This window comes from Geodermatophilus sp. SYSU D00815 (assembly GCF_054050035.1).
In genome coordinates this window covers 248420-274738 of the sequence record NZ_JBJGYO010000001.1, presented here as the reverse complement: position 1 = coordinate 274738, position 26319 = coordinate 248420, and the positions used below count along the sequence as shown (strand labels likewise).

Genomic DNA, 26319 nt, shown 5'->3' with positions numbered 1-26319 from the left:
AGCTACCCCTCCCCCGGACCGCCGGGCGAGGCGCCGGCGCCGTCCGCGGGCTCGATGACGCCGAGCCGCTCCAGCAGGATCAGGAAGACGGCGGCGAAGTCGTTGTCGGCCACCTCCCGGCGCACCCGCTCCCAGTCCACCTGCTCCCGCATCGCCCGGGCGACCGGGATGATGCGGCCGAAGTCGCAGTAGTGCTCGTCCAGGGCCATCACCTTGGTGATCACGATGTCGGTCGCCGCGAGCACCGGCATCTGCACCGACAGCACGGGCAGCACCTCGGCCCGTTCGATCAGGTCGGCCTCCACCGGGTGGCCGCAGGTCCGCCACAGCACGTCGACGAAGGCGTGCTCGCCGACGACCTTGGTCAGCCAGTCCTCGGCCGGGGGGACGACGTCGAGCCCGGCGTCGGCCAGCACCTTGGCCGCGCGCTCGGCCTCGGCCTCGGGCACGAGGAAGTCGGCGTCGTGGTCGGGCTCCGGCGCGCCGCGCACCCAGGCGGCGTAGCCGCCGCACAGCGCGAAGGGGACCCCCTCCTGCTTGAGCGCGACGGCCGTTCGCTTGAGAAGGTCGCGGATCTCGTCCCGCTCCGATGGCTCCACGGCAGACCTGCTACCCGCGATGACCGGCCGCACGCACCGTGTTCCGATCGCCGGATCCGGGGAACTGCGCAGAGGTGCGCATCGCCACCTTCAACATCCTGCACGGGCGCTCGCTCGCCGACGGCCAGGTCGACTGCGACCGGCTCGCCGACGCGGTCAAGACCATCGACGCCGACGTCCTCGGCCTCCAGGAGGTCGACCGCGACCAGCCGCGCTCGCTGAACGCCGACCTCACGGCGGTCGCCGCCGAGGCGATGGGCGCGGTCGACTCGCAGTTCGTCGCGGCCCTCTCGGGCACCCCCGGAGGCACCTGGATGGCGGCGACCGGGGACGAGCAGCCCGGTTCGGCCAGCTACGGCATCGCCCTGCTGTCCCGCTTCCCCGTCGTCTCCTGGCGGGTGGTGCGCCTGCCGGCGCTGCGGGCCCGCGTCCCCATGTGGTTCAAGGGCCGGCGCCGCCCGATGTGGGTGGACGACGAGCCGCGGGTCGCCGTCGCCGCCGTGCTGGAGGGGCCGCACGGGCAGATGACGGTCACCAACACCCACCTGTCCTTCATGCCGGTCTGGAACGCGCTGCAGCTGCGCCGGCTGGTGCGGTCGCTGGCGGGCACGCGGGAGCCGCTGGTCGTGATCGGCGACCTGAACATGGAGCAGCGGCAGGCCGCGGCGGTCAGCGGGCTGCGCCCGATCGCGACCGCGGACACCTTCCCGGCCGACGGCGCGCGCCGGCAGCTGGACCACGTGCTGGTGCGCGGCCCGCTGCGGGCGACCGGCCCCGCGACCGCCCTGCGGCTGCCCCTCTCCGACCACCGTGCCCTGCTCGTGGACGTCGACGCCGGGTAACAGGTACCGCTCGCGCCGCCGCGCCGCGCGGTGGATCATGACGCCATGGCCCGATGGTTCAGCCTGGCAGCCGCGGCGGTCCGCCTGGTCGGTGGCGTGATCGGGGCGGTGATCCTGGTGCACGCCGCCTTCGTGCTGTTCGGGGCGAACCCGGCCAACCCCCTCGTGCAGTTCACGACCGGCTGGCGGGACCACTTCGCCTGGTTCACCGAGGACCTGTTCACCACGACCGACCCGGAGGTCGGCGAGGCGGTCGACGACGCGCTGGCCGCGCTGATCTACGTCGTCCTGGCCAACCTGGTCTCGAAGCTGGTCCTCCGGCTGGCCCCGGCGCAGCGGCCGGCCCGGTCGTCGTCCTAGGCGTTGCGGACCGCGGCCGCCGACTGCAGGCCGAGCTCCTCCACCGACACCTCGCGCATCTCGACCTTGCGGATCTTGCCGGTGACCGTCATCGGGAACTCGTCGACGATCTTGACGTAGCGCGGGATCTTGTAGTGGGCCAGCTTGCCGCGGCAGAACTCGCGCAGCGACTCGGCGGTGAGCGGCTCGGCGCCCGGCCGCAGCCGCACCCAGGCCATGAGCTCCTCGCCGAACCGCTCGTCGGGGACGCCGATGACCTGGGCGTCGACGACGTCGGGGTGGGTGTAGAGGAACTCCTCGATCTCCCGCGGGTACACGTTCTCGCCGCCGCGGATGACCATGTCCTTGATCCGGCCGACGATGTTCAGGTAGCCCTCGGCGTCCATGGTGGCCAGGTCGCCGGTGTGCATCCAGCGGGCGCGGTCGACGACCTCGGCGGTCTTGTCGGGCTCGTCCCAGTAGCCGAGCATCACCGAGTAGCCGCGGGTGCAGAACTCCCCGGGCGTCCCGCGGGGCACGGTCAGCCCGGTCTCCGGGTCGACGATCTTGACCTCGAGGTGCGGGTGCACCCGCCCCACGGTGGAGGTGCGCCGGTCGAGGTCGTCGTCGGCGCCGGTCTGCGTCGAGACCGGGGAGGTCTCGGTCATGCCGTAGCAGATGGTCACCTCGGCCATGCCCATCTCGTCCACCACCCGCTTCATCACCTCGACCGGGCACGGCGAGCCGGCCATGATCCCGGTCCGCAGGCTGGAGAGGTCGTAGTCGGCGAAGTTCGGCAGGCCGAGCTCGGCGATGAACATGGTGGGGACGCCGTAGAGCGAGGTGCACCGCTCGTCCTGCACCGCCTGCAGCGTGGCCGCGGGGTCGAAGCCGGGCGCGGGGATCACCATCGTCGCGCCGTGGCTGGTGGCCCCCAGGTTGCCCATGCCCATGCCGAAGCAGTGGTAGTAGGGCACCGGGATGCAGACGCGGTCGGCCTCGGTGTAGCCGCAGCCCTCGCCCACGAAGAAGCCGTTGTTGAGCAGGTTGTGGTGGGTGAGCGTGGCGCCCTTGGGGAAGCCGGTGGTGCCCGAGGTGTACTGGATGTTGATCGGGTCGTCGGCCGACAGCTCGGTCTCGCGCTGCGCCAGCAGGCCGCGGTCGCCCGCGCGGCCGGTCGCCATCAGCTGCTCCCAGCCGGGGTCGCCGAGGAAGACGACCTCGCGCAGGTCGGGGGCCTCGCCGCGGACCTCGGCGACCATCGCCCGGTAGTCGCTGGTCTTGAACGACGGCGCGCTCACCAGCACCGAGATGCCGGCCTGCGCGAGCACGTAGGCCAGCTCGTGGGTGCGGTAGGCCGGGTTGATGTTGACCAGGATCGCGCCGAGCTTGGCGGTGCCGTACTGCACGAACACCCACTCGGCGCAGTTGGGCGCCCAGATGCCGACCCGGTCACCCTTGCGCACGCCGAGCGCGTCCAGGCCGAGGGCGCAGGCGTCGACCTCGGCGACGAGCTCGGGATAGCTGAACCGGCGACCGGTGGCGCACTCGACGAGCGCCTCGTGGTCGCCCACCCGCGCTGCCGTCCGGTCGAGGTTTGCCCCGATGGTGTCCCCGAGCAGGGGCACCGTGGAGGTCCCGCTCGAGTAGGACGGCAACGCGGGTGCGGTCACTGGGTCACTCCCCTGCCATGAGTCCGGCGCGGTTGGGCTTGTCGGTCGGGTGCGCGTAGCGGAGGGCGCCCGGCGGCAGCGGGAAGCTGTGGTCCTCGCCGAACGGCGACAGCGGACCCGCGGACTCGGCCGTGAACTCGCTGACCGGCGGGCCACCGTCGGCGGTGTGCTCCCAGGTGGGCTCCACCAGGTCCGGGTTCTTCGCCTTGCGCTTCGCCATGTCGTCTCCGTGTGTCCGGCGCCCCGGGTGCGGTGCGCGCTCGGGCACATCTTCCCGCGCACCCCACCACAGGTGCAGGAGGGACCGGTAGTCCGCTGCAACGTCCGTGTAACGGTGCGGCCGGACCCGCACCGCGCGGGCGACGTAGCGTGGAGCGGATGTCCGCCGAAGGCCCCGCCACGCTCGCCGCCTGGCTGCGCACCCGCAGCGACGAGCAGCTCGCGGCGCTGCTGGTCGCGCGCCCCGACGTGGCCCGCCCGGCGCCCAGCGACGTCGTGGCGCTGGCCAGCCGGCTCGCCGTCCCGGTCTCCGTGGACCGCGCGCTGGACGAGCTGGACGCCGCGACGCTGCAGGTGCTCGACGTCGTCCTGCTGGCGCCGACCGACGGGGTGGCCGCCGACGAGCTGCCGGCCCGGCTGCCCGAGGTGCCCGACGAGGTGCTGCGGGGGGCGGTGCGGGCGCTCACCGACCGGGCCCTGCTCTGGGGCGACGACGTGCTGCGCGCCCCCGAGCCGGTGCGCCGCGCGGTCCGCCACCCCGCGGGGCTGGGCCGGCCGGCGGCGGAGATCCGGCTGACGCTGCCCGCGGACCTGCCGGCGGCGCTGGCCGAGCTGCCGGCCGAGGAGCTGGCCGTGCTGGAACGGCTGGCCGGCGACCGCCCGGTCGGCCACCTGCCCGACACCCCCGGCGACGGCCAGGTCACCCCGGCGCGGCGGCTGCTGCAGAAGGGGCTGCTGGCCCGCATCGACGCGCTCAACGTCGAGCTGCCCCGCGAGATCGGCCTGGCCCTGCGCGGCGACCGCCCGTACGGCCCGCCGCGGCTGCGACCGGAGCCGGCGGGGACGAGCCGCGACGTCGCCGTGGTCGACCGGCAGGCCGCGGGGGCGGCGCTGGAGACGATCGGCCGGATCGGCGAGCTGCTGACCGCGCTGGAGGACGAGCCCGCCGGTCTGCTGCGCAGCGGCGGGGTCGGCGTCCGCGACCAGAAGCGGCTGGCCCGCGCGCTCAAGGTGGGCGAGGCCGACGCGGGGTGGCTGCTCGAGCTCGCGCACGTGGCGGGGCTGCTCGACGTCGGCGGCCCGCACCGCGACGAGTGGCTGCCCACCCGCGCCTACGACCTGTGGCGCGAGCTGGACCTGCCGGCCCGGTGGGCGTCGCTGGCCGCCGGCTGGCTGACCAGCATCCGGCTGCCCTCGCTGGTGGGCCAGCGCGACGTCGCCGGCAAGGCGGTGAACGCCCTCTCCCCCGACCTCGTGCGGCACACCGCGCCGGCGATCCGGCGCCCGGCCCTGGCGGTGCTGGCGGAGCACCCGCCCGGCTCGGGGCTGGCCGCCGAGGAGCTGGTCGAGCTGCTGCGGTGGCGCACGCCGCGGCGGGCCGACCGGCTGGCGCCGGTGCCCGACATGCTCGCCGAGGCGGCCCGGCTGGGGGTGGTGGTGGGCGGGGTCCTGTCGACCGCCGGGCGCGGGCTGCTCACCGACGGGGAGGACGGCGCGGCCGACGGGATGCGCGGCCTGCTGCCCGACCCGGTCGACCACGTGCTCGCCCAGCCGGACCTGTCGCTGGTCGCCCCGGGTCCGCTGGTGGCCGACCTCGCCGACACGCTCTCCGTCGTCGCCGACGTCGAGTCCTCGGGCGGCGCGACGGTGTTCCGGGTGTCGGAGATCAGCGTGCGCCGCGCCCTGGACGCCGGCTGGTCGGCGGCCGACCTGCACGACTTCTTCGCCCGCGCCTCGCGCACGCCGGTGCCGCAGGCCCTGGACTACCTGGTGGACGACGTGGCACGGCAGCACGGCCGGCTGCGCGTGGGCTCGATCGAGAGCTACGTCCGCTCCGACGACACCGGGCTGCTGTCGCAGGTGCTCAACGACCGGCGCACCGCCGGGGCGGAGCTGCGCCGCCTCGCCCCCGGGGTGCTGGTCAGCCCGCTGGGCGCCGACGAGGTGCTCACCGTGCTGCGGGAGGCGGGGTACGCGCCGGCCGGGGAGTCGCCGGGCGGTGCCGTGCTCACCCGCCCGCCGGGCCGGCCACGCGCGGCGGGACGGCGCACCGGCTCCGAGGCGCACGCGGCCGCCCGCCCGCTGGCACCGGCCGAGGTGGCCACCGTCGTCCGCGAGATCCGCGCCGGCGACGCGGCGCTGTCGGCCCGGCGCACGGAGGCGGTGCGCCAGGTGCCCGGCGTGACCACCGCCGGGACGCTGGAGCTGCTCTCCCGCGCCGTGCGGGAGGGGCTGCCGGTGTGGCTGGGCTACGTCGACGCGCAGGGCTCGGGGAGCCAGCGGGTGGTCCGCCCGGTGTCGCTGGCCGGGGGCTTCCTGCAGGGGTTCGACGAGCGCCGCGGCGAGGCGCGCACCTTCGCCGTCCACCGGATCACCTCGGTGGCCCTGGTCGACGAGGACGACGCGGCCCGCTGAGCCGCGTCCCCGGGCGCCCGGACCCGCCGGCCCGCGCCCCGGCGCACGACGTGTCGGGAACCGGGGGTGCCCTGGTTGACTCCGGGCATGACCGAGCCACCTCCGGAGCCGGAACCCACCATCGATCCGGACGAGCCGGTGCCCGACGACCCGGGTGACCTGCTCCCCGACGCCGCGGAGCCGTTGCCGCCCCCGCCGATCGAGGCGACGCCCGACGACCCCGGTGGAGACCCCGGCGGCGTCCCCGAGCCCGCCTGAGCGGCCGCACGGCCGCCGCCACCGTGCCGGGGCGTCACCGATGAGAAGCGGCGGCCGCCGTGGTCTCCTGACCGACACCACCGCACCGGCAGGCCGACGCCGCCGGGCAGACAGCTGAGGAGCAGGCATTGGGCGCGATCAAGGTCCACGAGTTCACCACGGTCGACGGGGTGGTCGACACGCCGATGTGGACGGTCGACTACGGCTTCCCCGACGACCTGTCGGCCTCCATCGGCGCCCTGACCGGCTCCGCCACGGGCATCCTCCTCGGCCGCACCACGTTCGAGATGTTCGCGCCGGCCTGGTCCACCCGCACCGTGGAGGACGACCCCGGCGCGCCCTTCTTCAACGACACCACCAAGTACGTCGTCTCCTCGACCCTGACCGACGCCGAGGCCGTGTGGCGCCACTCGACCGTCGTCGGCGGTTACGACGCCGAGCGGCTGCGGGCGCTCAAGCAGGAGGTGGACGGCGACCTGTACGTCAGCGGCAGCGCCACGCTGGTGCGGGCCCTGCTGGCCGACGGCCTGGTCGACGAGCTGCACCTGTACGTCTACCCGCTCGCGCTCGGCACGGGCATCCGGCTCTTCCCCGACGGCGCGCCGAGGACCCCGCTGGCCCTCCTCGGCGCCGAGGGCCTGAGCAACGGGGTGGCGCACCTGACCTACGGCCCGGCCACCGCCTGATCCGGCCACCAGCCCCACTGCGGCGGCTGGTGGTAGCCGACGGCCGGTCCCTGCGCGGGCACCCACCGGAACCCGGGGCACGCGCACGAGCCCGCGCAGGGACCCCCGCCGGGCCGGTGCTCGGGGAAGCCGTGCCCGCAACCCGGCCGCCGGCACCGCACCACCGCGTCGCTGGACGCATCGAGCTCGCTCATGGCTCATCCCCCGTCGGGTCCCGAGCCGCCGAGGATGGCCCAGGACCGGGCGGTCCGCCAGTCCCGGACGGCGCGCCGCCGCCCGCTGGCGGGGCGTGGACGGGGAAGGAGGTGTCACCGCCCGGCGTTACCTTGGGGAGTCCGGTGCTCCGCGCACCACCCCCCGCCCGAGCCAGGAAGGCTTCCGCGTGACCGACGGCCCCCTCATCGTCCAGTCGGACAAGACCCTGCTGCTCGAGGTCGACCACCCGCTGGCCAAGGAGTGCCGGGCGGCGATCGCCCCCTTCGCCGAGCTCGAGCGCTCCCCCGAGCACGTGCACACCTACCGCGTGACGCCGCTGGCGCTGTGGAACGCCCGCGCCGCCGGGCACGACGCCGAGCAGGTCGTCGACGCCCTGGTGCGCTACTCGCGCTACCCGGTGCCGCACGCGCTGCTGGTCGACGTCGCCGACACGATGGACCGCTTCGGCCGGCTGACGCTGCAGAACAACCCGGTGCACGGGCTGGTCCTCACCACCACCGACCGGGCGGTGCTCGAGGAGGTCGTCCGCTCCAAGCGGGTGGCGCCCATGCTCGGGCAGCGCATCGACGACGACACCGTCGTCGTGCACCCGTCCGAGCGCGGGCGGCTCAAGCAGGCGCTGCTCAAGGTGGGCTGGCCGGCCGAGGACCTCGCCGGCTACGTCGACGGCCAGGCGCACCCCATCGAGCTGGAGCAGGCCGGCTGGTCGCTGCGCGACTACCAGCGCGAGGCGGTCGAGGGCTTCTGGGCCGGCGGCTCCGGCGTCGTCGTCCTGCCCTGCGGCGCCGGCAAGACGCTGGTCGGCGCGGCGGCCATGGCCGAGGCCAAGGCGACCACGCTGATCCTGGTGACCAACACCGTCGCCGGGCGGCAGTGGAAGCGCGAGCTGATCGCCCGCACCAGCCTCACCGAGGACGAGATCGGCGAGTACTCCGGCGAGCGCAAGGAGATCCGCCCGGTCACCATCGCGACCTACCAGGTGATGACCACCCGCCGGAAGGGCGAGTACCGGCACCTCGACCTGTTCGACGCGCAGGACTGGGGCCTGATCGTCTACGACGAGGTGCACCTGCTGCCCGCCCCGATCTTCCGGCTCACCGCCGACCTGCAGTCCCGCCGCCGGCTCGGCCTCACCGCCACCCTGGTGCGCGAGGACGGCCGGGAGGACGACGTCTTCTCGCTCATCGGCCCCAAGCGCTACGACGCCCCGTGGAAGGACATCGAGTCCCAGGGCTACATCGCCCCGGCCGAGTGCGTCGAGGTCCGCGTCTCCCTGGACGACGACGAGCGGATGACCTACGCCGTGGCCGAGCCCGACGAGCGCTACCGCATCGCCGCGACGGCGTCGTCGAAGATGCCGGTGATCCGCCGGATCCTCGAGCGGCACCCCGACGAGCAGAAGCTGGTCATCGGCGCCTACCTCGACCAGCTCGAGGAGCTCGGCACCGCCCTCGACGCCCCGGTCATCCAGGGATCCACCACCAACCGCGAGCGGGAGAAGCTCTTCGACGCCTTCCGCGCCGGCGAGATCCGCACCCTGGTCGTCTCCAAGGTCGCCAACTTCTCGATCGACCTGCCCGAGGCGGCGGTGGCGATCCAGGTGTCGGGCACGTTCGGCTCGCGGCAGGAGGAGGCGCAGCGGCTCGGCCGGGTGCTGCGGCCCAAGGCCGACGGCCGGCAGGCGCACTTCTACACCGTGGTCAGCCGCGACACCCTCGACAGCGAGTACGCCGCCCACCGGCAGCGGTTCCTCGCCGAGCAGGGCTACGCGTACACGATCGTCGACGCCGCCGACCTCGCCGGCCTGGGCGAGGTCAACGGCCCCGACTGGGTGGAGTGACGGTGTGGAGTGCCGCGGCGCGGTTTCCGCGCCCGTGGCACTCCGCTCAGCGCAGCGCCGCGCCCAGCCGCGTCATCCCCTCGGCGATCACCTCGGGGGTGTTGGTCGTGAACGACAGCCGCAGGGTGGCCCGGTCCGGGTCGCCCGCGTAGAAGGGCGCCCCGGGCACGAAGGCGACGTCGTGCGCGAGCGCCGCGCGCAGCAGCGCGGCGGTGTCGACGTCGCCGGGCAGCCGCACCCAGGTGAACATGCCGCCGTCGGGATCGCTCCACGTGCTGCCGGCGGGGACGGCGCCGGGCAGCGCGACCACCATCGCGTCCCGCCGCTCGCGGTAGGCCGCGCACAGCCGGCGCACGTGCGCGTCCAGGTCCACCTCCGCCAGCCAGGCGGCCGCGGCGGCCTGGTCGACCGTCGAGGTGTGCAGGTCGGCGGCCTGCTTGGCGACGGTCAGCGGCCCGCGCAGCGACGACGGCGCCCGCAGCCAGCCCAGCCGCAGGCCCGGCGCGGCGACCTTGGAGAAGCTGCCCAGGTGCAGCACGCGGTCCTCGGCCCCGGGGAGGCCGGCCACCGCGGGCACCGGTGCGCCCCGGTAGCGCAGCTCGCCGTACGGGTCGTCCTCGACCACCCAGAAGCCGTACCGCTCGGCGAGGGCGACCACCGCGGCCCGCCGGTCGGCCGGCAGCGTCCGCCCCGACGGGTTGGCGAAGGTCGGCACCAGGTACAGCAGCGCGGGCCGCTCCCGGACGACGACCTCCTCCAGCGCCTCCGGCACCAGCCCGTCGCCGTCCGACGCCACCGGCACGACGCGCGCGCCCGCCAGGCCGAAGCACTGCAGCGCGGCCAGGTAGGTCGGCTCCTCGACCGCGACGACCGCGCCCGGGTCGAGCAGCGCCGTCGTCACGAGGGTCAGCGCCTGCTGCGAACCGGTGGTGACCAGCAGGTCGCGGGCCGACGTCGGCAGCCCGCGGGCGGTCATGCGGGCCGCCACCAGCTCCCGCAGCACCGGGTCGCCCTCGGTCGGGGCGTACTGCAGGGCGCGGCGCGCGGCCGGCGAGGTGAGCACCCGGTCGAAGGCGGCGCGCAGGCCGTCGAGGTCGAACAGCTCCGGCGCCGGCAGGCCGCCGGCGAACGAGATGACCTCCGGGCGCTCCAGCAGCGCCAGCAGGTCGCGGACGGGCGAGCTCGCCACCCCGTCGAGGCGGCGGGCGAGCGGGAGGCGGACGGGATCGGCGAGGGACGTCACGAGGGGCTCCAGGCAGCGGGTCGGGGGCGAGGCGGCGCGGCGAGGGCGGCGGGGTGTGCCGCGGGCGCTCGGCGCCGGTGGGGCTGCCTGGTCGAGGAGCCGCGCCCACCCTACGGCCACGGCCCGCCGCGCCCGAACCGGTTCGCCGGGACGGGTGGGGACGGCGGGACCGCCGGGACGTGACGGGCCGGTCCGGCACGGGCGTGGCACTCGCCACAGTCCGCCGCCGCGCAGCGGGAAACCGCAGGTGGGGCGCCTGCGGCGCGGGGCCCATACGTCCCGGCGACACGGCGACGCAAGCGACGACCGGTTGGGCGTGTCTCCTCCCGGGACCGCAGAATGGCTCCCGACATGGGGAGTGCAGCGCGAGCGGAGGCCTACGGCCCGCAGACCACCAGCCGACCGCTCCGGGCCTGGCAGCAGGCCGCGCTGGACCAGTACGAGGCGCAGTCGCCCAAGGACTTCCTCGTCACCGCGACCCCCGGCGCCGGCAAGACCACCTTCGCCCTGACGCTCGCCGCGCGGCTGCTGTCCCGCCGCGAGGTCGCGCGGGTGATCGTCGTCTGCCCGACCGACCACCTGCGGCTGCAGTGGGCCGAGGCCGCCGACCGGATGGGCATCGTCCTCGATCCGAACCTGACCAACTCCGTCGGCCCGGTGCGCGCCGGCACGCAGGGCTACGTGACGACGTACGCGCAGGTCGCCGGCAAGCCGATGCTGCACGCCGCCCGGGCCACCGCCGTCAAGACGCTGGTCGTCCTCGACGAGGTGCACCACGCCGGCGACGGTCTGTCCTGGGGCGAGGCGATCGAGGAGGCCTACGGCTTCGCCGCCCGCCGGCTGTGCCTGACCGGGACGCCGTTCCGCACCAAGGCCGACGAGCGGATCCCCTTCGTGCGCTACGAGGAGGACACCTTCGACGGCGACGACGGCGAGGGCGGCGTCGGCCTGGTCAGCCGCGCCGACTACACCTACGGCTACAAGGAGGCGCTGGCCGACGACGTCGTCCGCCCGGTCGTCTTCGCCGCCTATACCGGCACGTCTCGCTGGCGGAACTCCGCCGGCGAGGTGGTCGCCGCCTCGCTGTCGGAGGCCGGCACCCGGTCGGTCGAGATGGCCGCGTGGCGGACCGCGCTGGACCCCAAGGGCCAGTGGGTGGCGCACGTGATCGCGGCGATGGACGACCGGATCACCCACCTGCGCGAGCACGGCGGCATGCCCGACGCCGCCGGGCTGATCCTGGCCAGCGACCAGGACGACGCCCGCGCGTACGCCCGCATCGTCAAGCGGGTCACCGGCAAGGCGCCGGAGCTCATCCTCTCCGACGACCCCAAGGCGTCGAAGAAGATCGAACGGTTCGCCACCGGTTCGGCCCGCATCGCCGTCTGCGTGCGGATGATCTCCGAGGGCGTCGACGTGCCGCGCGCCGCCGTCCTCGCGTGGATGACCTCCTACCGGACCCCGCTGTTCTTCGCCCAGGCCGTCGGCCGCGTCGTCCGCTCGCGCGCGCCGCACGAGACGGCGACGGTGTTCCTGCCCGCCGTCCGCCCCCTGCTCACCCTGGCCGCCTCCATGGAGGAGCAGCGCAACCACGTCATGCCGCCGCCGAAGAGCCAGCCCGAGGAGGAGCTGGAGGCGCTGGACCTGCCGCCGCGCGAGCCCAAGGAGGGCGGCGCCAAGGAGTGGGAGGCGCTGGAGGCCGACGCGCGCTTCGCGCACGTCCTGCACGGCGGGACGGCGCACACCGGTGACGGCCGCCCGGCGGCGGTGTCGCTGGGCGCCGAGGAGGAGGAGTTCCTCGGCATCCCGGGTCTGCTCACCCCCGAGCAGACGGCGTCGCTGCTGGCCAAGCGGGACGACGAGCTGCGGCTGCGGGTCGAGGCCGCCCGCCGGATCGCCGACGACGACGAGCACTTCATGCTCGTCGAGGACCACCCCGACGAGGCCGACGCCGGCCGCTCCTGGCGGGACGCCGCCGAGCTGCGCCGTGAGATCAACCGCCTCGTCAGCCGGGTGTCGGCGAAGACCTCGAAGCCGCACGCCGTCGTCCACACCGAGCTGCGCAAGGCGGTACCGGGCCCGCCGTCGGCCTCGGCATCGGTCGACGTCCTGCGCGCCCGCCGCGAACGCCTGCGCACGATGCTCTGACGCCTGCTGCCTGCAGCTGATCATCGGCTTGTTGCCGCCGACACGGGCGCACACGCCGGCACCGGCGGCAACAAGCCGATGATCGACCGGGATCCGCGGCGGAGGCGCCCGCGTCGACAGCGGGCGACGACGAGCCGACCCGCCCTCGTGACCTCTCAGGGATTCGGCAGCAGGCCGCGCTGGGCGGCGATGGCCACGGCCTCGGTGCGGCCGCCGGCGTCGAGCTTGGCGAGGATGTTGCTGACGTGCACGCTCGCCGTCTTCTCGCTGATGAACAGGGACTGGCCGATCTGCCGGTTGGTGCGGCCCTGGGCGAGCAGCCCGAGCACCTCGAGCTCCCGCGGCGTGAACACCGCGGCCGGGTCGACCACCCGCCCGCCGCCGTCGAGCTCCAGCCGGCCCCGGCGGGCGAGCGCCTCGATCGCGGTGCGCAGCGGCACGGCGCCGAGCGTGACGGCCACCTCGTGCGCCGCCTTGAGCTCCGTCCCCGCCGCCTCCCGGTCGTCGACACCCAGCAGCGCCTCGGCCAGCCGCCAGCGCGACCGCGCCTGCTCGTAGACGTGGCCGTAGCCGAACGCCTCGACCGCGGCCCGCCACAGCTCCGGCGCGGCCCGGCCCTCCAGCCGCGCCGCCTCGGCCTCCACCCGCGCCAGCCAGGCCGCCGCCTCGACGCCGAACTCGCCGAACTCCGCGCGGTACTCGGCCACGGCCTCCCGGGCCAGCCGCAGGAGGCCCTCCCCCGCCGCGACCCACCGTTTCTCGCCCGCCCCGTCGCCCACCAGCCGCGCGGCCGCCGCCGCGTCGCCGACCGGCGCCAGGGCACCGGCCACCATCCGGAGGACGGCGAGCCGGTCGACCTCCCACAGCTCCGCGAGCCGCCGGGCGGCGTGCTCGGCCCGCGCCACCGCCGTGCCGGCATTCCCCGCCCACGCCGCGAGGTCGATCTCGGCGTTCGCCGTGGCCAGCAGGAGCAGCACGTGCGCGTCGAGCCGGCCGGCCAGGCCCTGCGCCCAGGCCAGCCGCTCCCGCGCGGCCGGCGCCCCGCGGCCGACCTCGACCAGCAGCGCCGCGGCGCGCACGTGCGCGACCATCTCGGGGACCCGCGCCAGGTCGTCGGCCAGCCGGAGGCTGCCGTCCCAGTCGCCGGACACGTAGCGCGCGTGCACCTCGAGGTGCCGCAGCTCCGCGGCGTAGAAGGCCCACTCGACGCCCAGCTCGGCGGCCCGCCGGATGCCCCGGCCGGTCCACGCCAGCGTCTCCTCGACGTCGCCGGCCTCCCAGGCGACGATCGCGAGGTTGAAGTAGACCCGCATCTCGACGTCGGCGTCGCCGGACCGGCGGGCGCGGGCGAGCGCCTCCTCCAGCCGCGAGCGCACAGCCGCCCGGTCCTGCCCGCCGTGCGCGCGGGCGAGGGTGACCGCGGTGTCGGACCAGGCGCTGTCGATGCCCAGCCGGGCCGCGGCCTCGAGCGCCTCCTCCGCGGCCGCCTCGCCCTCGGCGACCCGGCCGATGCCGAACGCCACCCGGGCGTGCGTGGCCGCGGCCCACGTGCGGACCACCGACGGCGGGTCGGCCGGCACGAGCGCCATCGCGGCCGCGCTCTCGCGCAGCGCCGCGTTCTGGTCCTCGATGCGGGCCAGCACCTGCGCCAGGGTGTAGTGCACCCGGGCCCGGGCGGCCGGCTCCCCGTCGGGGCCGAGGACGTCGAGCGCCGCCCGCAGCAGCCCGACGGCCCGCACCAGCTCCCCGCCGGTGCGGGCGGCGGAGGCGGCGTCGAGGAGCAGGTCGGCGTGCGCCCGGCCGCACCGCTCGGCGGCGTCGGGCACCGCCGACCACAGCGCCAGCGCCGCCTCGAGGTGCTGCAGCTGCTCGGCCGGCGCGCCCACCCGGCGGGCCTGCTCGGCCGCGTCGAGGGAGGCCGAGAACGCCCCCGGCAGGTCGTTGCTCTCGCGGGCGTGGTGGGCCCGCTCGGCGGCGGTGCCGGCCGCGGGGTTCGCCGCGAGGTAGGCGGCGACCGCGGCGTGCAACCGGACCCGCTCACCGGGCAGCAGGTCGGCCAGGACCGCCTCGCGGAGCAGGGCGTGGCGGAAGCGGTAGCGCCCGTCGTCGGAGACCACGAGCAGGTGGCGGTGCACCGCCTCGGCGAGCGCCTGGTCGAGCTCGGCGTCGCCCAGCCCGCTCACCGCGGCGACCAGCTCGTGCCGCACCCGGCGGCCGGCCACCGCCGCGACCCGCAGCACCTGCTGCGCCGCGGGGGTGAGCGCCTCCACCCGGGTGAGCAGCACGTCGGTGAGGCCCATCGGCAGGGTCTCGCCCTGCAGCCCCGCGGCGAGGAGCTCCTCGGCGTAGAAGGCGTTGCCCTCGGCCCGGGCCACGACGTCGTCCAGGGTCTGCTCCGGCACGCCGCCGGCCGAGGCCGCCAGGCCGCGGACCAGCTCGGCGACCGCGGGAGCCGGGAGGGGGTCGAGCTCCAGGCGCTCGACGCCGGGCAGCCGCACCAGCTCGGCCAGCAGCGGGCGCAGCGGGTGCCGGCGGTGCAGGTCGTCGGAGCGGTACGAGGCGACGACGACGACCGGCTCGTCGGCCAGCCGGGCCAGCAGGTACCGCAGCAGGTCGCGGCTGGACCGGTCGGCCCAGTGGACGTCCTCGAGGACCACCAGCAGCGGCTCGGCCGCGGCGAGCTCGGCCAGCAGGGCGGCGACCGACTCGAACAGCTGGAGCCGGCCGTCGTCCGGCGGCGGGCGCAGCGCCCGGTGCGCCAGCGAGCCGAGGTCGGCCGGGTCGGCCGCGGGGGCCTCGCCGGCGGCGTCGGACCGGCCGGCCAGCAGGCCGGCCAGCGCGGGGTGCCGGGCGGTGGCCGCGGCACCCCGCTCGGCGGCGACCGGCCGCAGCAGGTCGACGAAGGGCAGGTAGGGCAGGCCGACGTCGCCGAGGTCGACGCAGTGCCCGACCAGCACGCGGACCCCGCGCTCGGCGGCGCCGGCGGCCAGCTCGTCGAGCAGCCGGGTCTTGCCGACCCCGGCGTCGCCGGCGACGAGCACGGCCGAACCGCGCCCCTGCACGGCGCGGTCGACGTGCGTCAGCAGGTGCGTGAGCTCCTCGGCCCGGCCCACCAGCGGTCCGTCGTCCCAGCGCGGCACGTCGACGATCGTGGCACGTGCCCCCGACAGGACGGGCCCGGCGACCACCGGCGGCGCGGGATCAGAGCGCCGGCCGGCGACGGGTCAGCCAGCGGCGACCGCCGCTGCGGGTGCGGTGAGCCGCTGCCTGCAGCTGCTCCCGCCGGTAGGCCAGCTCCGCCTCGAGGGCCGGGTTGCTGTAGTTCGTCATCGTCTTCTCCTCCTCGTGCTGTCGAGGAGGAGGTTCGGCCTGAGGGGTGGCCCCCGGCATCGGTCGGCCGGGCAGGATCGCCGGCCCGACGCCCGGCGCGGGCGCCTAAGGGGTCCTCAGACGGCCTCAGGAGGGCCTCAGGAGGACGTCAGCGCAGCTCGCTGCCCCGGGTCTCGGGGAGGGTGAGGATCGCCGCGAAGGCGATGACGGCCGCGATCGCCACGTACCAGAAGAACCACAGGGGGTGCCCGGCCTCGGACAGGGCCGTGATGACCAGCGGCGCCGTCCCGCCGAACAGCGCGACCGTGAGGTTGTACCAGGCGCCGATGCCGGTGGCCCGCAGCTCGGTCGGGAACAGCTCGCTCATGATCGCCGGCGCGATCGACGCCATGAGGGCGTAGAGCCCCAGCCCGGCGCAGAACACCACCACCAGCGCGGCCAGGCCGTCCTGCACGAGGAACGACAGCGGCACGATCAGCAGGGCCAGCGCTCCCGACCACAGCAGCATCTGCGGCTTGCGGCCCAGCCGGTCCGACAGCGCGCCGAACGGGTAGCAGCAGGCCACGAACAGCGCGGTCCCGATGGAGAGGGCGACGAAGACGTCGGAGCCGTCGGCGCCGCGGAACTCGATCGCGAACGGCGTCAGGGCGCTGAAGAACGTGTAGTACGACAGCGTCGACAGCATCGTGAACGCGCACAGCTGCAGCACCGCGCGCGGGTGGTGGCGCAGGGTCAGCCACAGCGGGTTGCGGGTCGCGCGCGCCTTGGCCGCGTTCTCCTCGAACTGGTCGGTCTCCTGCAGGGAGCGGCGCAGCCACAGGCCCACCAGGCCCAGCAGCCCGCCGACGCCGAAGGCGATCCGCCAGCCGTAGGACTCCAGCTGGGCCTCGTCGAGCACGTTGGTGAGCAGCACGCCCAGCAGCGACGCGGCGAGCAGGGCGGTGCCGGTGGAGATGTAGAAGAACGCCGAGTACCGGCCGCGGCGGGACGGCGGCGCGATCTCGGCCAGGTACGCCGAGGCGTTGGACACCTCACCGCCCAGCGACATGCCCTGGGCGATGCGGGCCAGCAGCAGCAGGATCGGCGCCAGCCAGCCGACCGCCCCGTACGTGGGCAGGACGGCGATCACCAGGGAGCCGCCGGCCATGAGGAGGATGGTCAGCAGCATCCCCGCCTTGCGCCCCCGCAGGTCGGCGAACCGGCCGAGCAGCCAGCCGCCGAGCGGGCGGAAGAAGAACGCGAGCGCGTAGGTCGACGTCGCGCCGATCAGCGCCAGCGCCTCGTTGGTCTCGGGGAAGAACTGGGTGGAGAAGTAGACGACGAAGGTGGCGTAGACGGTCCAGTCGAACCACTCGACGGCGTTGCCGATGCTGGCCGAGACCAGCGTGCGCACGGGCAGCCTGTGCTGCTCGGTGCCGGTGGCGGAACCCGTCTGCAGCGTGCCGGCCATCGTCTCGGGCCTTCCGTGGGGCGGCGTCCTGGCGGAGGTGGGTAACCGCGCACGGGCCCGGCCACACCTGCACCGGCGGAACGGCTGCGGGCACCCGATCGGGTGGGCATGGCCGCCCGGCGCGCCGGGTACCCGGAACAGCGGCCTCAGGGTGGGGCTGCGGCATCGCTCGGCCACCGGTCGGCCGGTCGGCCACTCGGGGGTGCGGCCGCGGAGAAGGGAGCAACCGTGCGACTCGGAACAGCGATCGTGCTGCTCGCCCTCGGCGCGATCCTCACCTTCGCGATCGAGGTCCAGGTGAGCGGGGTCAACCTGGACGTCGTGGGCTGGATCCTCATGGCCGTGGGCGTGCTCGGCATCGTGCTGGAACTGGCCGTCTGGGGCCCGCGCCGCCGGGTCACCCGGACCGACGCCTACGCCCGACCCGGCCGCAGCACCACGGTGCGGGAGGAGCGGTACTGACCCGGGACGCGACACGGCCCCCGTCCGGTTCGGACGGGGGCCGTTCCACGTGGGCCCGGGCCGGGTGCTGGCCGCCTCGCGGCGAGAGGCACGACGCGGCTCCAGCCCCCGACCGAGGTCGGGGCGGTAGTCCGCGAAGGCGGTAACCAATTGGCACCCGGGGGCACAGATCACCCGGCCCGGACACCTCCCACCATACCCCTGGTTGCGCGAGGGGGCGGCCCCGCCGCAGGGTCCCCCCGGAGCTCGCGAGCGGTGGGGGCAGCGGGGTCCTTCCTCAGTTGAAGCCGCGGTTGTCCTGCTTCAGGGCGGTGTCGACCGTCAGGGCCGAGGCGACGACCATGCTCGCCAGCGGCTCGGGCAGCCGGAAGTGCACGTGGACGACGTAGTTGTCGGCCGTCGTGAACAGGGTCCGGGCCAGGCCCTCCCACGTCTTGGTGATCCGCGCGACCTCGGTGCCCGCGGCATCGGTGATCGAGAAGTTCCAGGCCCGCCAGTTCTCCGCCTGGATGCCGCCGACCACCTGGCCGTCGACGACGAAGTCGAAGCGGATCCGGCCGAAGACGTTGCCCTGGACGATCTCGCCGATCGTCGCGCCGTCGGGCCGCTGGACGACCACCCGCGACTTGACCAGCTTCGCCGGCCGGGTGAGCACCAGCCGGACGCCGCCGGAGTCGCGGACCTCGAGCCGGTGGGTGAGGAACTGGTCGAGGTTGGAGACGAACCGCAGCGCCTTCTTCGCCGCGCTCTGCCCCACCTGCACGACCGCACCGATCTGCCGGCCCTGGCCGTCGAAGACGGCGTACTCGTTGGTCAGCTCGATCAGCTTGGTGCGCTGGCTGACCACGAGCACCGACTGGTCGTGCAGCGACGGTCCCACGGCGGTCTGCTGCTGCACCGGCGCGTGCTGCCGGGCCGGCGGCGGCGGAGGTGGTGGTGGGGCCTGCTGCTGGACCGGCGGGGACGGCGGGGCGGCCGGTGCCTGGACGTGCTCGGTCCAGCCCTGGCCGTTCCACCAGCGGGTGCCCCCGCTGCCGGCGGGGTCGGGGTACCAGCCCGGCGGGGGTGGCGGCTGCGTCACGGCGGTCAAGGTAGCCCGCCGGCCCGCGGACGCCCGGGCAGGCTCCCCCGCCTCGCCGGTCGGCGTGCCAGACTCGGCCGTCGTGGTGAGGACGGCGGGTACCCGGTGAGCGTCGACTTCGAGGCGTGGGCCGCGCTGGCCGGGGACTCCCCCACCTCCCGGACCGAGTGGGCCGCCCTCGTCGCGGCGTGGGGCGAGCCGCACCGCCGCTACCACGACCTCGCCCACCTGGCCGCCGTCCTGGGCATCGTCGGGGAGCTGGCCCCGGCGGCCGCCGACGCCGACGCCGTCCGCCTCGCGGCCTGGTACCACGACGCCGTCTACGACCCGACCCGCCCGGACAACGAGGCGGTCAGCGCCGAGCGGGCGCGGGCCGGGCTGCGCGGGCTGGTCGACGAGGCGCGCGTCGCGGAGGTGGCCCGCCTGGTCCTGCTCACCGCCGGGCACGACCCCGAGCCGGGCGACGCGAACGGCGCGGTGCTCTGCGACGCCGACCTCGCCGTCCTCGCCAGCCCGCCGGAGGCCTACGCCACCTACGCCTCGGCCGTCCGCGAGGAGTACCGGCACCTGCCCGACGAGGTGTTCACCGCCGGCCGGATCGCCGTGCTCGAGCGGCTGCTCGCGCTGCCCGCGCTGTACCGGCTGCCGCAGGTGGCGGCGCGGTGGACGGAGCGGGCGCGGGCCAACCTGGCCGCCGAGCTCACCCTGCTGCGGTCGCGCGCGGCTTCTTCCGGCGCAGCCCCGCCGCCCGCAGCCGGCTGAGCAGCTCGCGGGCGCCGACGGGCTGCGCACCGGCCTGCACCGCCACGTCGTAGAGCTCCTCGGGGACGTCGTAGTGGTCACCCTGGAAGGCGCGGCGCGGGATGCCCAGCTCGGCCGCGACGAAGGCGTGCAGCTCGTCGTAGGAGACGTCGCTGACCAGGTGCGACCACCTCCGCCCCCGCCACGGCCACACGGGGGTGTCGATCAGCACCGTCACGGGTGCAGTCTGCCGCCCGCTAGCGTCCTGGGCGTGACGGAAGAGATCCGCTGGGGCGTCGTCGGGCCGGGCCGCATCGCCGAGAAGCTGGTCGGCGACTTCGCGGTCGTCGAGGGGGCGCGGGCGGTGGCGGTCGCGTCCCGCTCGCAGGCGCGGGCCGACGACTTCGCCGCCCGGCACGGCCTCGAGCGGGCGCACGGCTCGTACGCGGCGATCCTCGCCGACCCCGACGTCGACGTCCTCTACCTCGCCACCCCCCACCCGCAGCACCACGCCGTCGCGCTGGCGGCCGTGCGCGCCGGCAAGGCGCTGCTGGTCGAGAAGGCCTTCACCGCGACGCTCGCCGGCGCGCAGGAGGTGGTCGACGCCGCCCGGGAGCACGGGGTCTTCGTCATGGAGGCCATGTGGACCCGCTTCCAGCCGGCGGTCGTGCGGCTGCGCGAGCTGGTCGCCGACGGCGCCATCGGCGAGGTCCGCTCGGTGCAGGCCGACCTGGGCGTGCTGCGGGAGTACGAGCCCAGCGACCGGCTGTTCGACCTGGCGCTCGGCGGCGGTGCGCTGCTCGACCTCGGCGTCTACGTGGTGAGCTTCGCGCAGATGCTCCTGGGCGCGCCCGACTCGGTGACCGCGACCGGGTCGCTGTTCGACTCGGGCGCCGACGCCGAGGCCGCGCTGCTGCTCGGTTGGGACGACGGCCGCAGCGCCACGCTCACCACCTCGCTGCGCTGCGGACTGCCCGGGCAGGCCCGCGTGTTCGGCACGACCGGCTGGATCGACGTCCTCCCGCGCTTCCACCACCCCGACACGATCGTGCTGCACCGCAACGGCGCCGAGCCGGAGACCATCGCCCGGGCGCACCGCGGCGGCGGCTACGCGCACGAGCTGGACGAGGTCGGCGCCTGCCTGCGCGCCGGTGCCACCGAGAGCGGCGTCATGCCGCTGTCGGACACCCTGGCCGTGCAGGCCGTGCTCGAGGAGGCCGCGCGGCAGCTCGGGGTGCGGCACGCGGAGGACCCGGCGGCGCTGTGAGCCTCAGGCCGCCGCCCACGCCAGGCCCGAGGCCTGCTCGGGCGTGGGCACCCGGGTCGTCGTCCGCCCGGTGCGGCGCACGGCCGCGGCGAACGCGACGGCGTCGACGACCGCCGCGCCGCCGGGGTCGTTGTTGAAGTAGACGAGCACGTCCTCGTCGTCCGCCCAGGTGGCGGCGAGCCGCTCGGCCCACAGCTGCAGGGTCTCCGGGTGGTACCGCGGCCACGGCTCGGCGGTGCCGGTGTGCAGGCGCAGGTAGGCCCAGTCGGTGGTCCGCCACAGCGGCGCGATCGGCCGCTCCTCCCGGTCGGCCCAGCAGAGGGCCGCGCCGTAGCGCTCGAGCAGCGCCCGCACCTCGTCGGTCCACCACGAGTCGTGCCGCGGCTCGACCGCCACCCGCACCCCGGCCGGGAACCGGGACAGGCACTCGCGCAGCAGGTCGGCATCGGCGCGCAGCGTCGGCGGCAGCTGGAGCAGGACGACGTCGAGCTTGGGGCCGAGCCCGGCCGCCCGCTCCATCAGCCGCGCCACCGGCTCCTCCGGCTCGCGCAGCCGCTTGATGTGCGTCAGGTAGCGGCTGGCCTTGACCGCCCAGCGGAAGTCGGGCGGGGTGCGCTCCCGCCACCGGGCGAACGTCTCGAGCTCGGGCAGCCGGTAGAAGGCGTTGTTGCTCTCGACGGTGGCGAAGTGCTGGACGTAGTGCTCCAGCCACAGCCGCTGGGCCAGCCGCGGCGGGTAGAAGCGGCCGCGCCAGTCGCGGTACTGCCACCCCGACGTCCCGATCAGCACCGTCACGACCGCCGCGTACCCCGGGGGCCCGGCGGGGACGCGCCCGGCCTGCCGCGGGCGGTCGTACGACCATGGTCGCCCCCCGCTATTGGGGTGCGGCCGCCCCCCTCGTGGCGGCTGCCTCACAACCGCGCGGTGAACGACTGTTCCTGTGCGCCTCCTCACCCGAGCGAGGCTTACCAGCGGTTCGACTGCGGAGAGATCATGACCAGGACACGACCGACCAGTGGTCGCGGGCGGGGAACTGGAGCAGCGGCTCCTCCCGCGTCGCGCCTGCGGGGACACAGCACCAGGGCCAGGCTGGCGACCGCCGGCCTGGTGGCCGCCACGGCCACCGGCGGGCTCATCGGCTTCGCCACCAGCGCCTCGGCGGGCACCCCGCCGTCGGGCCCGGGCAACGTCGAGGTGTTCCCCGACCGCGACATGGTGGCCATCGAGGGCTACACGGCCCAGGCCGGCCAGACCGCGACCCTGAACATCAAGCGCGACGGGCAGGTCATCGGCACCGCCACCGGTGTCGTGCCCGCCAACGGCTTCCTCGAGTGGAACCACGACTCGGCGTCGTGCTTCACCGACGTGACGCCCAACATCCAGGCGGGTGACGTCGCCGAGGTGTCCTTCAGCGGCTCGCCGCTGGTCGACGGCATGACGGTCAGCTCGGCGACGGTCACCGAGGTGACCGCGAGCACCCCGGCCAACGGCAACACCAACTCCGTCACGATCAAGGGCACCTACGGCGCCGACGTCAACCTCGACCGGTTCGCCGTCGAGGTCGTCAACCCGGAGATGCGCGAGACCGGCAGCGCCATCGGCGAGCGGGCCATCGGCTGGAGCCCGAACGAGCCGGCAGAAGCCACCCAGGGCTACACCGTCTCGGGCACCGCGGCCAACGGCACCTTCGAGGTGACCTTCGGCGGACTGTCGCCGAGCGACCAGCAGCTGGTCTTCGACGGCGAGAAGGTGGCGCTGGCCTGGATGGCCGAGCCCGCCGGGGTCGAGCAGCAGCTCGGCCTCACGCTGGCGGAGTACGGGCTCGCCAGCGGCGGCGCCCCGGGCTGCCCGGCCGGGCCGGACGGCGCCGAGCCGCCCGCGAGCGAGTTCTCGGTCGTCTGGACCAGCCAGACCGAGGCCACGGTGAACTGGGCCACGGCCAAGCCCGTCCTGGGCGGTGCCGCCGTCGACGGCTACAGCGTCGAGGCGGTCGTGCAGGGCCTCGCGGCCGACGCGCCGCAGCGGGTCGAGGGCTACCGGGTCGGCCCGAACGCCACCCAGGTCGTCGTCGACGGCCTGACCGCCGGAGCGCTGTACGACATCGAGGTCCGCTCGATCGTCGACGGCGAGCTGGGCGCCCCCTTCGTCCTGGCCGGCACCGGCCCGACGCCGGGTGACCCGAACGACGCCACCGCCCCGGAGCTGACCACCACCCCGGCGCTGAACGGGACCACGGCGGTCGTCTCCGAAACCCGGACGCTGACCCTGTCGGCCAACGAGGGCACGATCTACTACACGCTCGACAACTCCGCGGTCACCACGCAGCCGGACGGCAACGTCCCGTCGGCGACCGCGAAGATCTACACCGAGCCCATCCCGATCACGACCGCCAACACCCCGGTCAAGATCGCGGTGATCGACGCCGCCGGCAACGCCACCCACGCCTCGGGTGTCGTCTCGCCGAAGCCTGCCGCCACGGCGGTCGCCCCCACCGGGCTCGCGGTGCTGGCCAGCAACGGCGCGGGTCCCGACCCGGCGAACCCGCAGGGCTCGATCACCGTGGGCTGGAACCCGGTTCCCGACGCCACCGAGTACCGGATCCGGGTCTACGACCGGACCGACGCGACGGCGACGAACACGCTGCTGCCGCAGTTCGACACGGTGGTGACCACCACCAACGGGACGGTCACCGGCCTGCCGAAGAGCGAGACCGGGCACCGCTACGTGGTCCGCGTCCAGGCCAAGACGCCGGCGGCCGCCACCTACGGGCCGCTGTCGACCGCCGTCAACCACGTCCTGCCCGGTGACACCATCGCGCTGGACCTGGCCCAGTACCGGACCGGTGACGAGTTCCGCCTCAGCGGCTCGGGCACCGTGCCGGGGGCGACGATCACCGTCCACCGCATGAACGCGGCCGGCACCGGTCCGGTCGCCACGCCGATCGCCGGGTACCCGACGGCGACGGTGGGCCCGCTGGAGGCCCCGGAGAACACCGGACCGTGGTCGATCGTCATGGACCCGCCGCCGGCGACGCCGCCCGCGACCGCCATCTGGATCAAGTCCAGCAACGGCGCCGTCGCCGGACCGTTCACCGTCGAGGTCCGGTGATCCCCGCCCGGCCGGGTCCCCGCCCCCGCCAGGGGTGAGCCCGGCCGGGACGCACCACAACTGAACAGCGCGGAGGGCCCGTCACCGGTCTCGGTGGGGGGCCCTCCGGCGTGCGTGCTGGGGTCGGGGCATGCCGGCCCCCGCACGCTTCAAGGACCTGTGCCTCGACGCCCGCGACCACCAGGCGCTCGCCGACTGGTGGTGCGCCGCGCTCGGCTACGTCCGCCGTGACGGCGACCGCCCGGCGCGCGACCCGGTCGCGATCGAGGACCCGTCCGGCGCGGGGCCGCTGATCTGGGTCAACCCCGTGCCCGAGCCGAAGACGGTCAAGAACCGGCTGCACGTCGACGTCGACGGCGACCGGGAAGCGCTGCTGGCCGCCGGCGCCACCCTGGTGCGCGCCCGCGACGGGGACATCCGCTGGGACGTGCTCGCCGACCCGGAGGGCAACGAGTTCTGCTGCTTCTCCCACGAGGAGGGTTGACCCGGCTCCACGGTCGACGGGGCGGGCCGGGCCGCCCCCGGGAACGCCGACAGGGGCGGCCCGCCGAAGCGGACCGCCCCTGCAGGTGACGGACTGGAACGGCCCCGTCCCGGGCCCCGCCCCGGGCTAGCGAGGGGTGGGGAGGACGGGGTCCTTCATCAGAAGTCCATGCCCCCCATGTCGCCACCGGGGGCGCCGGCGCCCGCGGGGGCCTTCTCCGGCTTGTCGGCGACGACGGCCTCGGTGGTGAGGAACAGACCGGCGATCGAGGCGGCGTTCTGCAGCGCGGAACGGGTCACCTTGGCGGGGTCGATGATCCCGCTGCCGACCATGTCCACGTACTCGCCGGAGGCGGCGTTGAGGCCCCAGCCGGTCTCCGAGTTGCGGACCTTCTCCACCACGACGCCGCCCTCGAGGCCGGCGTTGACGGCGATCTGCTTCAGCGGGGCCTCGAGCGCGACGCGCACGATGTTGGCACCGGTCGCCTCGTCACCCTCGAGCTCGAGCTTGTCGAACGCGACGGCCGTGGCCTGCGCCAGGGCGACGCCACCACCGGCGACGATGCCCTCCTCGACGGCGGCCTTGGCGTTGCGCACCGCGTCCTCGATGCGGTGCTTGCGCTCCTTGAGCTCGACCTCGGTGGCCGCGCCGGCCTTGATGACGGCGACGCCGCCGGCCAGCTTGGCGAGGCGCTCCTGCAGCTTCTCGCGGTCGTAGTCGGAGTCCGACTTCTCGATCTCGGCGCGGATCTGGTTCACCCGGCCGGCGATCTGGTCGGGGTCACCGGCGCCCTCGATGATCGTCGTCTCGTCCTTGGTGGTGACGAACTTGCGGGCGCGGCCCAGCAGGGACAGGTCGGCGTTCTCGAGCTTGAGACCGACCTCCTCGCTGATGACCTGGCCACCGGTCAGGATCGCGATGTCCTGCAGCATGGCCTTGCGGCGGTCGCCGAAGCCCGGGGCCTTGACGGCGACGGACTTGAAGGTGCCGCGGATCTTGTTCACGACCAGGGTCGCCAGGGCCTCGCCCTCGACGTCCTCGGCGATGATCGCGAGCGGCTTGCCCGACTGCATGACCTTCTCCAGCAGCGGGAGCAGGTCCTTGACCGAGCTGATCTTGCTGTTGACGACCAGGATGTACGGGTCGTCGAGCACGGTCTCCATGCGCTCGGGGTCGGTGACGAAGTAGGCCGACAGGTGGCCCTTGTCGAAGCGCATGCCCTCGGTGAGCTCGAGCTCCAGGCCGAAGGTGTTGCTCTCCTCGACCGTGATCACGCCCTCCTTGCCGACCTTGTCCATCGCCTCGGCGATGAGCTCACCGATGGCGGTGTCGGCGGCGGAGATCGACGCGGTCGCGGCGATCTGCTCCTTGGTCTCGACGTCCTTGGCGGTCGAGAGGAGGTACTCGGTGACCGACTCGACGGCCTTCTCGATGCCCTTCTTCAGGGCCATCGGGTTGGCGCCGGCGGCGACGTTGCGCAGACCCTCGCGGACGAGCGCCTGGGCCAGCACGGTGGCGGTGGTGGTGCCGTCACCCGCGACGTCGTCGGTCTTCTTCGCGACCTCCTTGACCAGCTCGGCGCCGATCTTCTCCCACGGGTCCTCGAGCTCGATCTCCTTGGCGATGCTCACACCATCGTTGGTGATGGTCGGCGCGCCCCACTTCTTCTCGAGGACGACGTTGCGGCCCTTCGGGCCGAGGGTCACCTTGACGGCGTCGGCGAGGGTGTTCATGCCCCGCTCGAGGCCGCGGCGCGCCTCCTCCTCGAAGGCGATCATCTTGGCCATGTGGCGATGTCCTCCATGCGTTGATCGCTGCACGGCCGGGTTCGGCGCCCGCGACGGACGACACCGGCTCCACGGGCACTCCGTCGGCCCGCGGACGGTGCCTCACCGCCCGACCTGAGTTGGCACTCGGA

Annotated in this window: 23 protein-coding genes; 12 read left to right on the top strand and 11 right to left on the bottom strand. The window is 74.9% G+C overall.

Annotated features, from left to right (window positions below; translation table 11 throughout):
• Nucleotides 1–2: 2 nt before the first annotated feature.
• On the bottom strand, nucleotides 3–599 hold the full coding sequence (locus tag ACI78S_RS01380; RefSeq protein WP_456970399.1) for a hypothetical protein: 597 nt from the start codon (nucleotides 597–599) through the stop codon (nucleotides 3–5).
• 74 nt (nucleotides 600–673) lie between these two features.
• Here ACI78S_RS01380 and ACI78S_RS01375 point away from each other — a divergent pair, with 74 nt between their 5' ends.
• Nucleotides 674–1441 (top strand): endonuclease/exonuclease/phosphatase family protein, encoded by a 768-nt coding sequence (locus tag ACI78S_RS01375; RefSeq protein ID WP_456970398.1) that lies wholly within the window; start codon nucleotides 674–676, stop codon nucleotides 1439–1441.
• Between the two features lie 45 nt (nucleotides 1442–1486).
• A complete protein-coding gene (locus ACI78S_RS01370; protein WP_456970397.1) occupies nucleotides 1487–1801 on the top strand; it encodes a hypothetical protein in 315 nt (104 codons plus the stop codon).
• On the opposite strand, the gene ACI78S_RS01365 is transcribed toward ACI78S_RS01370, so the two are convergent.
• Nucleotides 1798–3453 (bottom strand): AMP-binding protein, encoded by a 1656-nt coding sequence (locus ACI78S_RS01365; protein ID WP_456970396.1) that lies wholly within the window; start codon nucleotides 3451–3453, stop codon nucleotides 1798–1800. The genes ACI78S_RS01370 and ACI78S_RS01365 overlap by 4 nt on opposite strands.
• 4 nt (nucleotides 3454–3457) lie before the next feature.
• A complete protein-coding gene (locus tag ACI78S_RS01360; RefSeq protein ID WP_456970395.1) occupies nucleotides 3458–3673 on the bottom strand; it encodes a hypothetical protein in 216 nt (71 codons plus the stop codon).
• Between the two features lie 158 nt (nucleotides 3674–3831).
• Between ACI78S_RS01360 and ACI78S_RS01355 the strand changes: the two genes are divergently transcribed.
• From ACI78S_RS01355 to ACI78S_RS01340, 4 genes are all read left to right on the top strand, one after another.
• Entirely contained in the window at nucleotides 3832–6087 is a 2256-nt protein-coding gene (locus tag ACI78S_RS01355; RefSeq protein WP_456970394.1) for a helicase-associated domain-containing protein, read from the top strand.
• A gap of 87 nt (nucleotides 6088–6174) precedes the next feature.
• The gene (locus ACI78S_RS01350) at nucleotides 6175–6345 is read left to right on the top strand and encodes a hypothetical protein (protein ID WP_456970393.1); all 171 of its coding nucleotides are present in this window, start codon (nucleotides 6175–6177) and stop codon (nucleotides 6343–6345) included.
• Between the two features lie 128 nt (nucleotides 6346–6473).
• Nucleotides 6474–7031 (top strand): dihydrofolate reductase family protein, encoded by a 558-nt coding sequence (locus ACI78S_RS01345; protein WP_456970392.1) that lies wholly within the window; start codon nucleotides 6474–6476, stop codon nucleotides 7029–7031.
• A 382-nt stretch (nucleotides 7032–7413) separates the two neighbouring features.
• The gene (locus tag ACI78S_RS01340; protein WP_456970391.1) at nucleotides 7414–9087 is read left to right on the top strand and encodes a DNA repair helicase XPB; all 1674 of its coding nucleotides are present in this window, start codon (nucleotides 7414–7416) and stop codon (nucleotides 9085–9087) included.
• A 46-nt stretch (nucleotides 9088–9133) separates the two neighbouring features.
• Here the strand turns inward: ACI78S_RS01340 and ACI78S_RS01335 are convergent, their stop codons facing one another.
• The gene (locus ACI78S_RS01335) at nucleotides 9134–10330 is read right to left on the bottom strand and encodes an aminotransferase-like domain-containing protein (protein ID WP_456970390.1); all 1197 of its coding nucleotides are present in this window, start codon (nucleotides 10328–10330) and stop codon (nucleotides 9134–9136) included.
• Between the two features lie 351 nt (nucleotides 10331–10681).
• Here ACI78S_RS01335 and ACI78S_RS01330 point away from each other — a divergent pair, with 351 nt between their 5' ends.
• Complete coding sequence (locus ACI78S_RS01330; protein ID WP_456970389.1) at nucleotides 10682–12478, top strand: DEAD/DEAH box helicase; 1797 nt, start codon at nucleotides 10682–10684, stop codon at nucleotides 12476–12478.
• A 155-nt stretch (nucleotides 12479–12633) separates the two neighbouring features.
• Here the strand turns inward: ACI78S_RS01330 and ACI78S_RS01325 are convergent, their stop codons facing one another.
• The 3 genes from ACI78S_RS01325 to ACI78S_RS01315 form a co-directional block, all read right to left on the bottom strand.
• Nucleotides 12634–15618 (bottom strand): ATP-binding protein, encoded by a 2985-nt coding sequence (locus ACI78S_RS01325; protein WP_456970388.1) that lies wholly within the window; start codon nucleotides 15616–15618, stop codon nucleotides 12634–12636.
• A 61-nt stretch (nucleotides 15619–15679) separates the two neighbouring features.
• On the bottom strand, nucleotides 15680–15808 hold the full coding sequence (locus ACI78S_RS01320; protein WP_456970387.1) for a hypothetical protein: 129 nt from the start codon (nucleotides 15806–15808) through the stop codon (nucleotides 15680–15682).
• A 148-nt stretch (nucleotides 15809–15956) separates the two neighbouring features.
• Nucleotides 15957–17258 carry an MFS transporter gene (locus tag ACI78S_RS01315; protein WP_456970386.1) on the bottom strand — a complete coding sequence of 434 codons (1302 nt, stop codon included), beginning with the start codon at nucleotides 17256–17258 and terminating at the stop codon, nucleotides 15957–15959.
• Between the two features lie 228 nt (nucleotides 17259–17486).
• Here ACI78S_RS01315 and ACI78S_RS01310 point away from each other — a divergent pair, with 228 nt between their 5' ends.
• The gene (locus ACI78S_RS01310; RefSeq protein WP_456970385.1) at nucleotides 17487–17720 is read left to right on the top strand and encodes a DUF6458 family protein; all 234 of its coding nucleotides are present in this window, start codon (nucleotides 17487–17489) and stop codon (nucleotides 17718–17720) included.
• Between the two features lie 277 nt (nucleotides 17721–17997).
• On the opposite strand, the gene ACI78S_RS01305 is transcribed toward ACI78S_RS01310, so the two are convergent.
• A complete protein-coding gene (locus tag ACI78S_RS01305) occupies nucleotides 17998–18801 on the bottom strand; it encodes a phospholipid scramblase-related protein (RefSeq protein WP_456970384.1) in 804 nt (267 codons plus the stop codon).
• Nucleotides 18802–18906: 105 nt separating this feature from the next.
• Between ACI78S_RS01305 and ACI78S_RS01300 the strand changes: the two genes are divergently transcribed.
• Entirely contained in the window at nucleotides 18907–19563 is a 657-nt protein-coding gene (locus ACI78S_RS01300; RefSeq protein WP_456970383.1) for an HD domain-containing protein, read from the top strand.
• Here ACI78S_RS01300 and ACI78S_RS01295 read toward each other — a convergent pair.
• Entirely contained in the window at nucleotides 19502–19780 is a 279-nt protein-coding gene (locus tag ACI78S_RS01295) for a DUF4031 domain-containing protein (RefSeq protein ID WP_456970382.1), read from the bottom strand. The two genes, ACI78S_RS01300 and ACI78S_RS01295, sit on opposite strands and share 62 nt — an antisense overlap.
• Before the next feature lie 33 nt (nucleotides 19781–19813).
• Between ACI78S_RS01295 and ACI78S_RS01290 the strand changes: the two genes are divergently transcribed.
• Nucleotides 19814–20809 (top strand): Gfo/Idh/MocA family protein, encoded by a 996-nt coding sequence (locus ACI78S_RS01290; RefSeq protein ID WP_456970381.1) that lies wholly within the window; start codon nucleotides 19814–19816, stop codon nucleotides 20807–20809.
• 3 nt (nucleotides 20810–20812) lie between these two features.
• On the opposite strand, the gene ACI78S_RS01285 is transcribed toward ACI78S_RS01290, so the two are convergent.
• The gene (locus tag ACI78S_RS01285) at nucleotides 20813–21604 is read right to left on the bottom strand and encodes a DUF72 domain-containing protein (protein WP_456970380.1); all 792 of its coding nucleotides are present in this window, start codon (nucleotides 21602–21604) and stop codon (nucleotides 20813–20815) included.
• Between the two features lie 312 nt (nucleotides 21605–21916).
• On the opposite strand from ACI78S_RS01285, the gene ACI78S_RS01280 reads away from it, so the two are divergent.
• Together ACI78S_RS01280 and ACI78S_RS01275 are read left to right on the top strand one after the other, a co-directional pair.
• On the top strand, nucleotides 21917–23917 hold the full coding sequence (locus ACI78S_RS01280; protein WP_456970379.1) for a chitobiase/beta-hexosaminidase C-terminal domain-containing protein: 2001 nt from the start codon (nucleotides 21917–21919) through the stop codon (nucleotides 23915–23917).
• Nucleotides 23918–24047: 130 nt separating this feature from the next.
• On the top strand, nucleotides 24048–24401 hold the full coding sequence (locus ACI78S_RS01275) for a VOC family protein (protein ID WP_456970378.1): 354 nt from the start codon (nucleotides 24048–24050) through the stop codon (nucleotides 24399–24401).
• 158 nt (nucleotides 24402–24559) lie between these two features.
• Here the strand turns inward: ACI78S_RS01275 and groL are convergent, their stop codons facing one another.
• A complete protein-coding gene (groL, locus tag ACI78S_RS01270; RefSeq protein WP_456970377.1) occupies nucleotides 24560–26188 on the bottom strand; it encodes a chaperonin GroEL in 1629 nt (542 codons plus the stop codon).
• Nucleotides 26189–26319 lie beyond the last annotated feature (131 nt).

What these genes read in the sequence shown, in the direction of transcription:
- ACI78S_RS01275 (WP_456970378.1), top strand. Translation starts at nt 24,048, where the DNA reads ATGCCGGCCCCCGCACGCTTCAAGGACCTGTGCCTCGACGCCCGCGAC.
- ACI78S_RS01355 (WP_456970394.1), top strand. Translation starts at nt 3,832, where the DNA reads ATGTCCGCCGAAGGCCCCGCCACGCTCGCCGCCTGGCTGCGCACCCGC.
- ACI78S_RS01360 (WP_456970395.1), bottom strand. Translation starts at nt 3,673, where the DNA reads ATGGCGAAGCGCAAGGCGAAGAACCCGGACCTGGTGGAGCCCACCTGG.
- ACI78S_RS01370 (WP_456970397.1), top strand. Translation starts at nt 1,487, where the DNA reads ATGGCCCGATGGTTCAGCCTGGCAGCCGCGGCGGTCCGCCTGGTCGGT.
- ACI78S_RS01350 (WP_456970393.1), top strand. Translation starts at nt 6,175, where the DNA reads ATGACCGAGCCACCTCCGGAGCCGGAACCCACCATCGATCCGGACGAG.
- ACI78S_RS01315 (WP_456970386.1), bottom strand. Translation starts at nt 17,258, where the DNA reads ATGGCCGGCACGCTGCAGACGGGTTCCGCCACCGGCACCGAGCAGCAC.
- ACI78S_RS01320 (WP_456970387.1), bottom strand. Translation starts at nt 15,808, where the DNA reads ATGACGAACTACAGCAACCCGGCCCTCGAGGCGGAGCTGGCCTACCGG.
- ACI78S_RS01330 (WP_456970389.1), top strand. Translation starts at nt 10,682, where the DNA reads ATGGGGAGTGCAGCGCGAGCGGAGGCCTACGGCCCGCAGACCACCAGC.
- groL (WP_456970377.1), bottom strand. Translation starts at nt 26,188, where the DNA reads ATGGCCAAGATGATCGCCTTCGAGGAGGAGGCGCGCCGCGGCCTCGAG.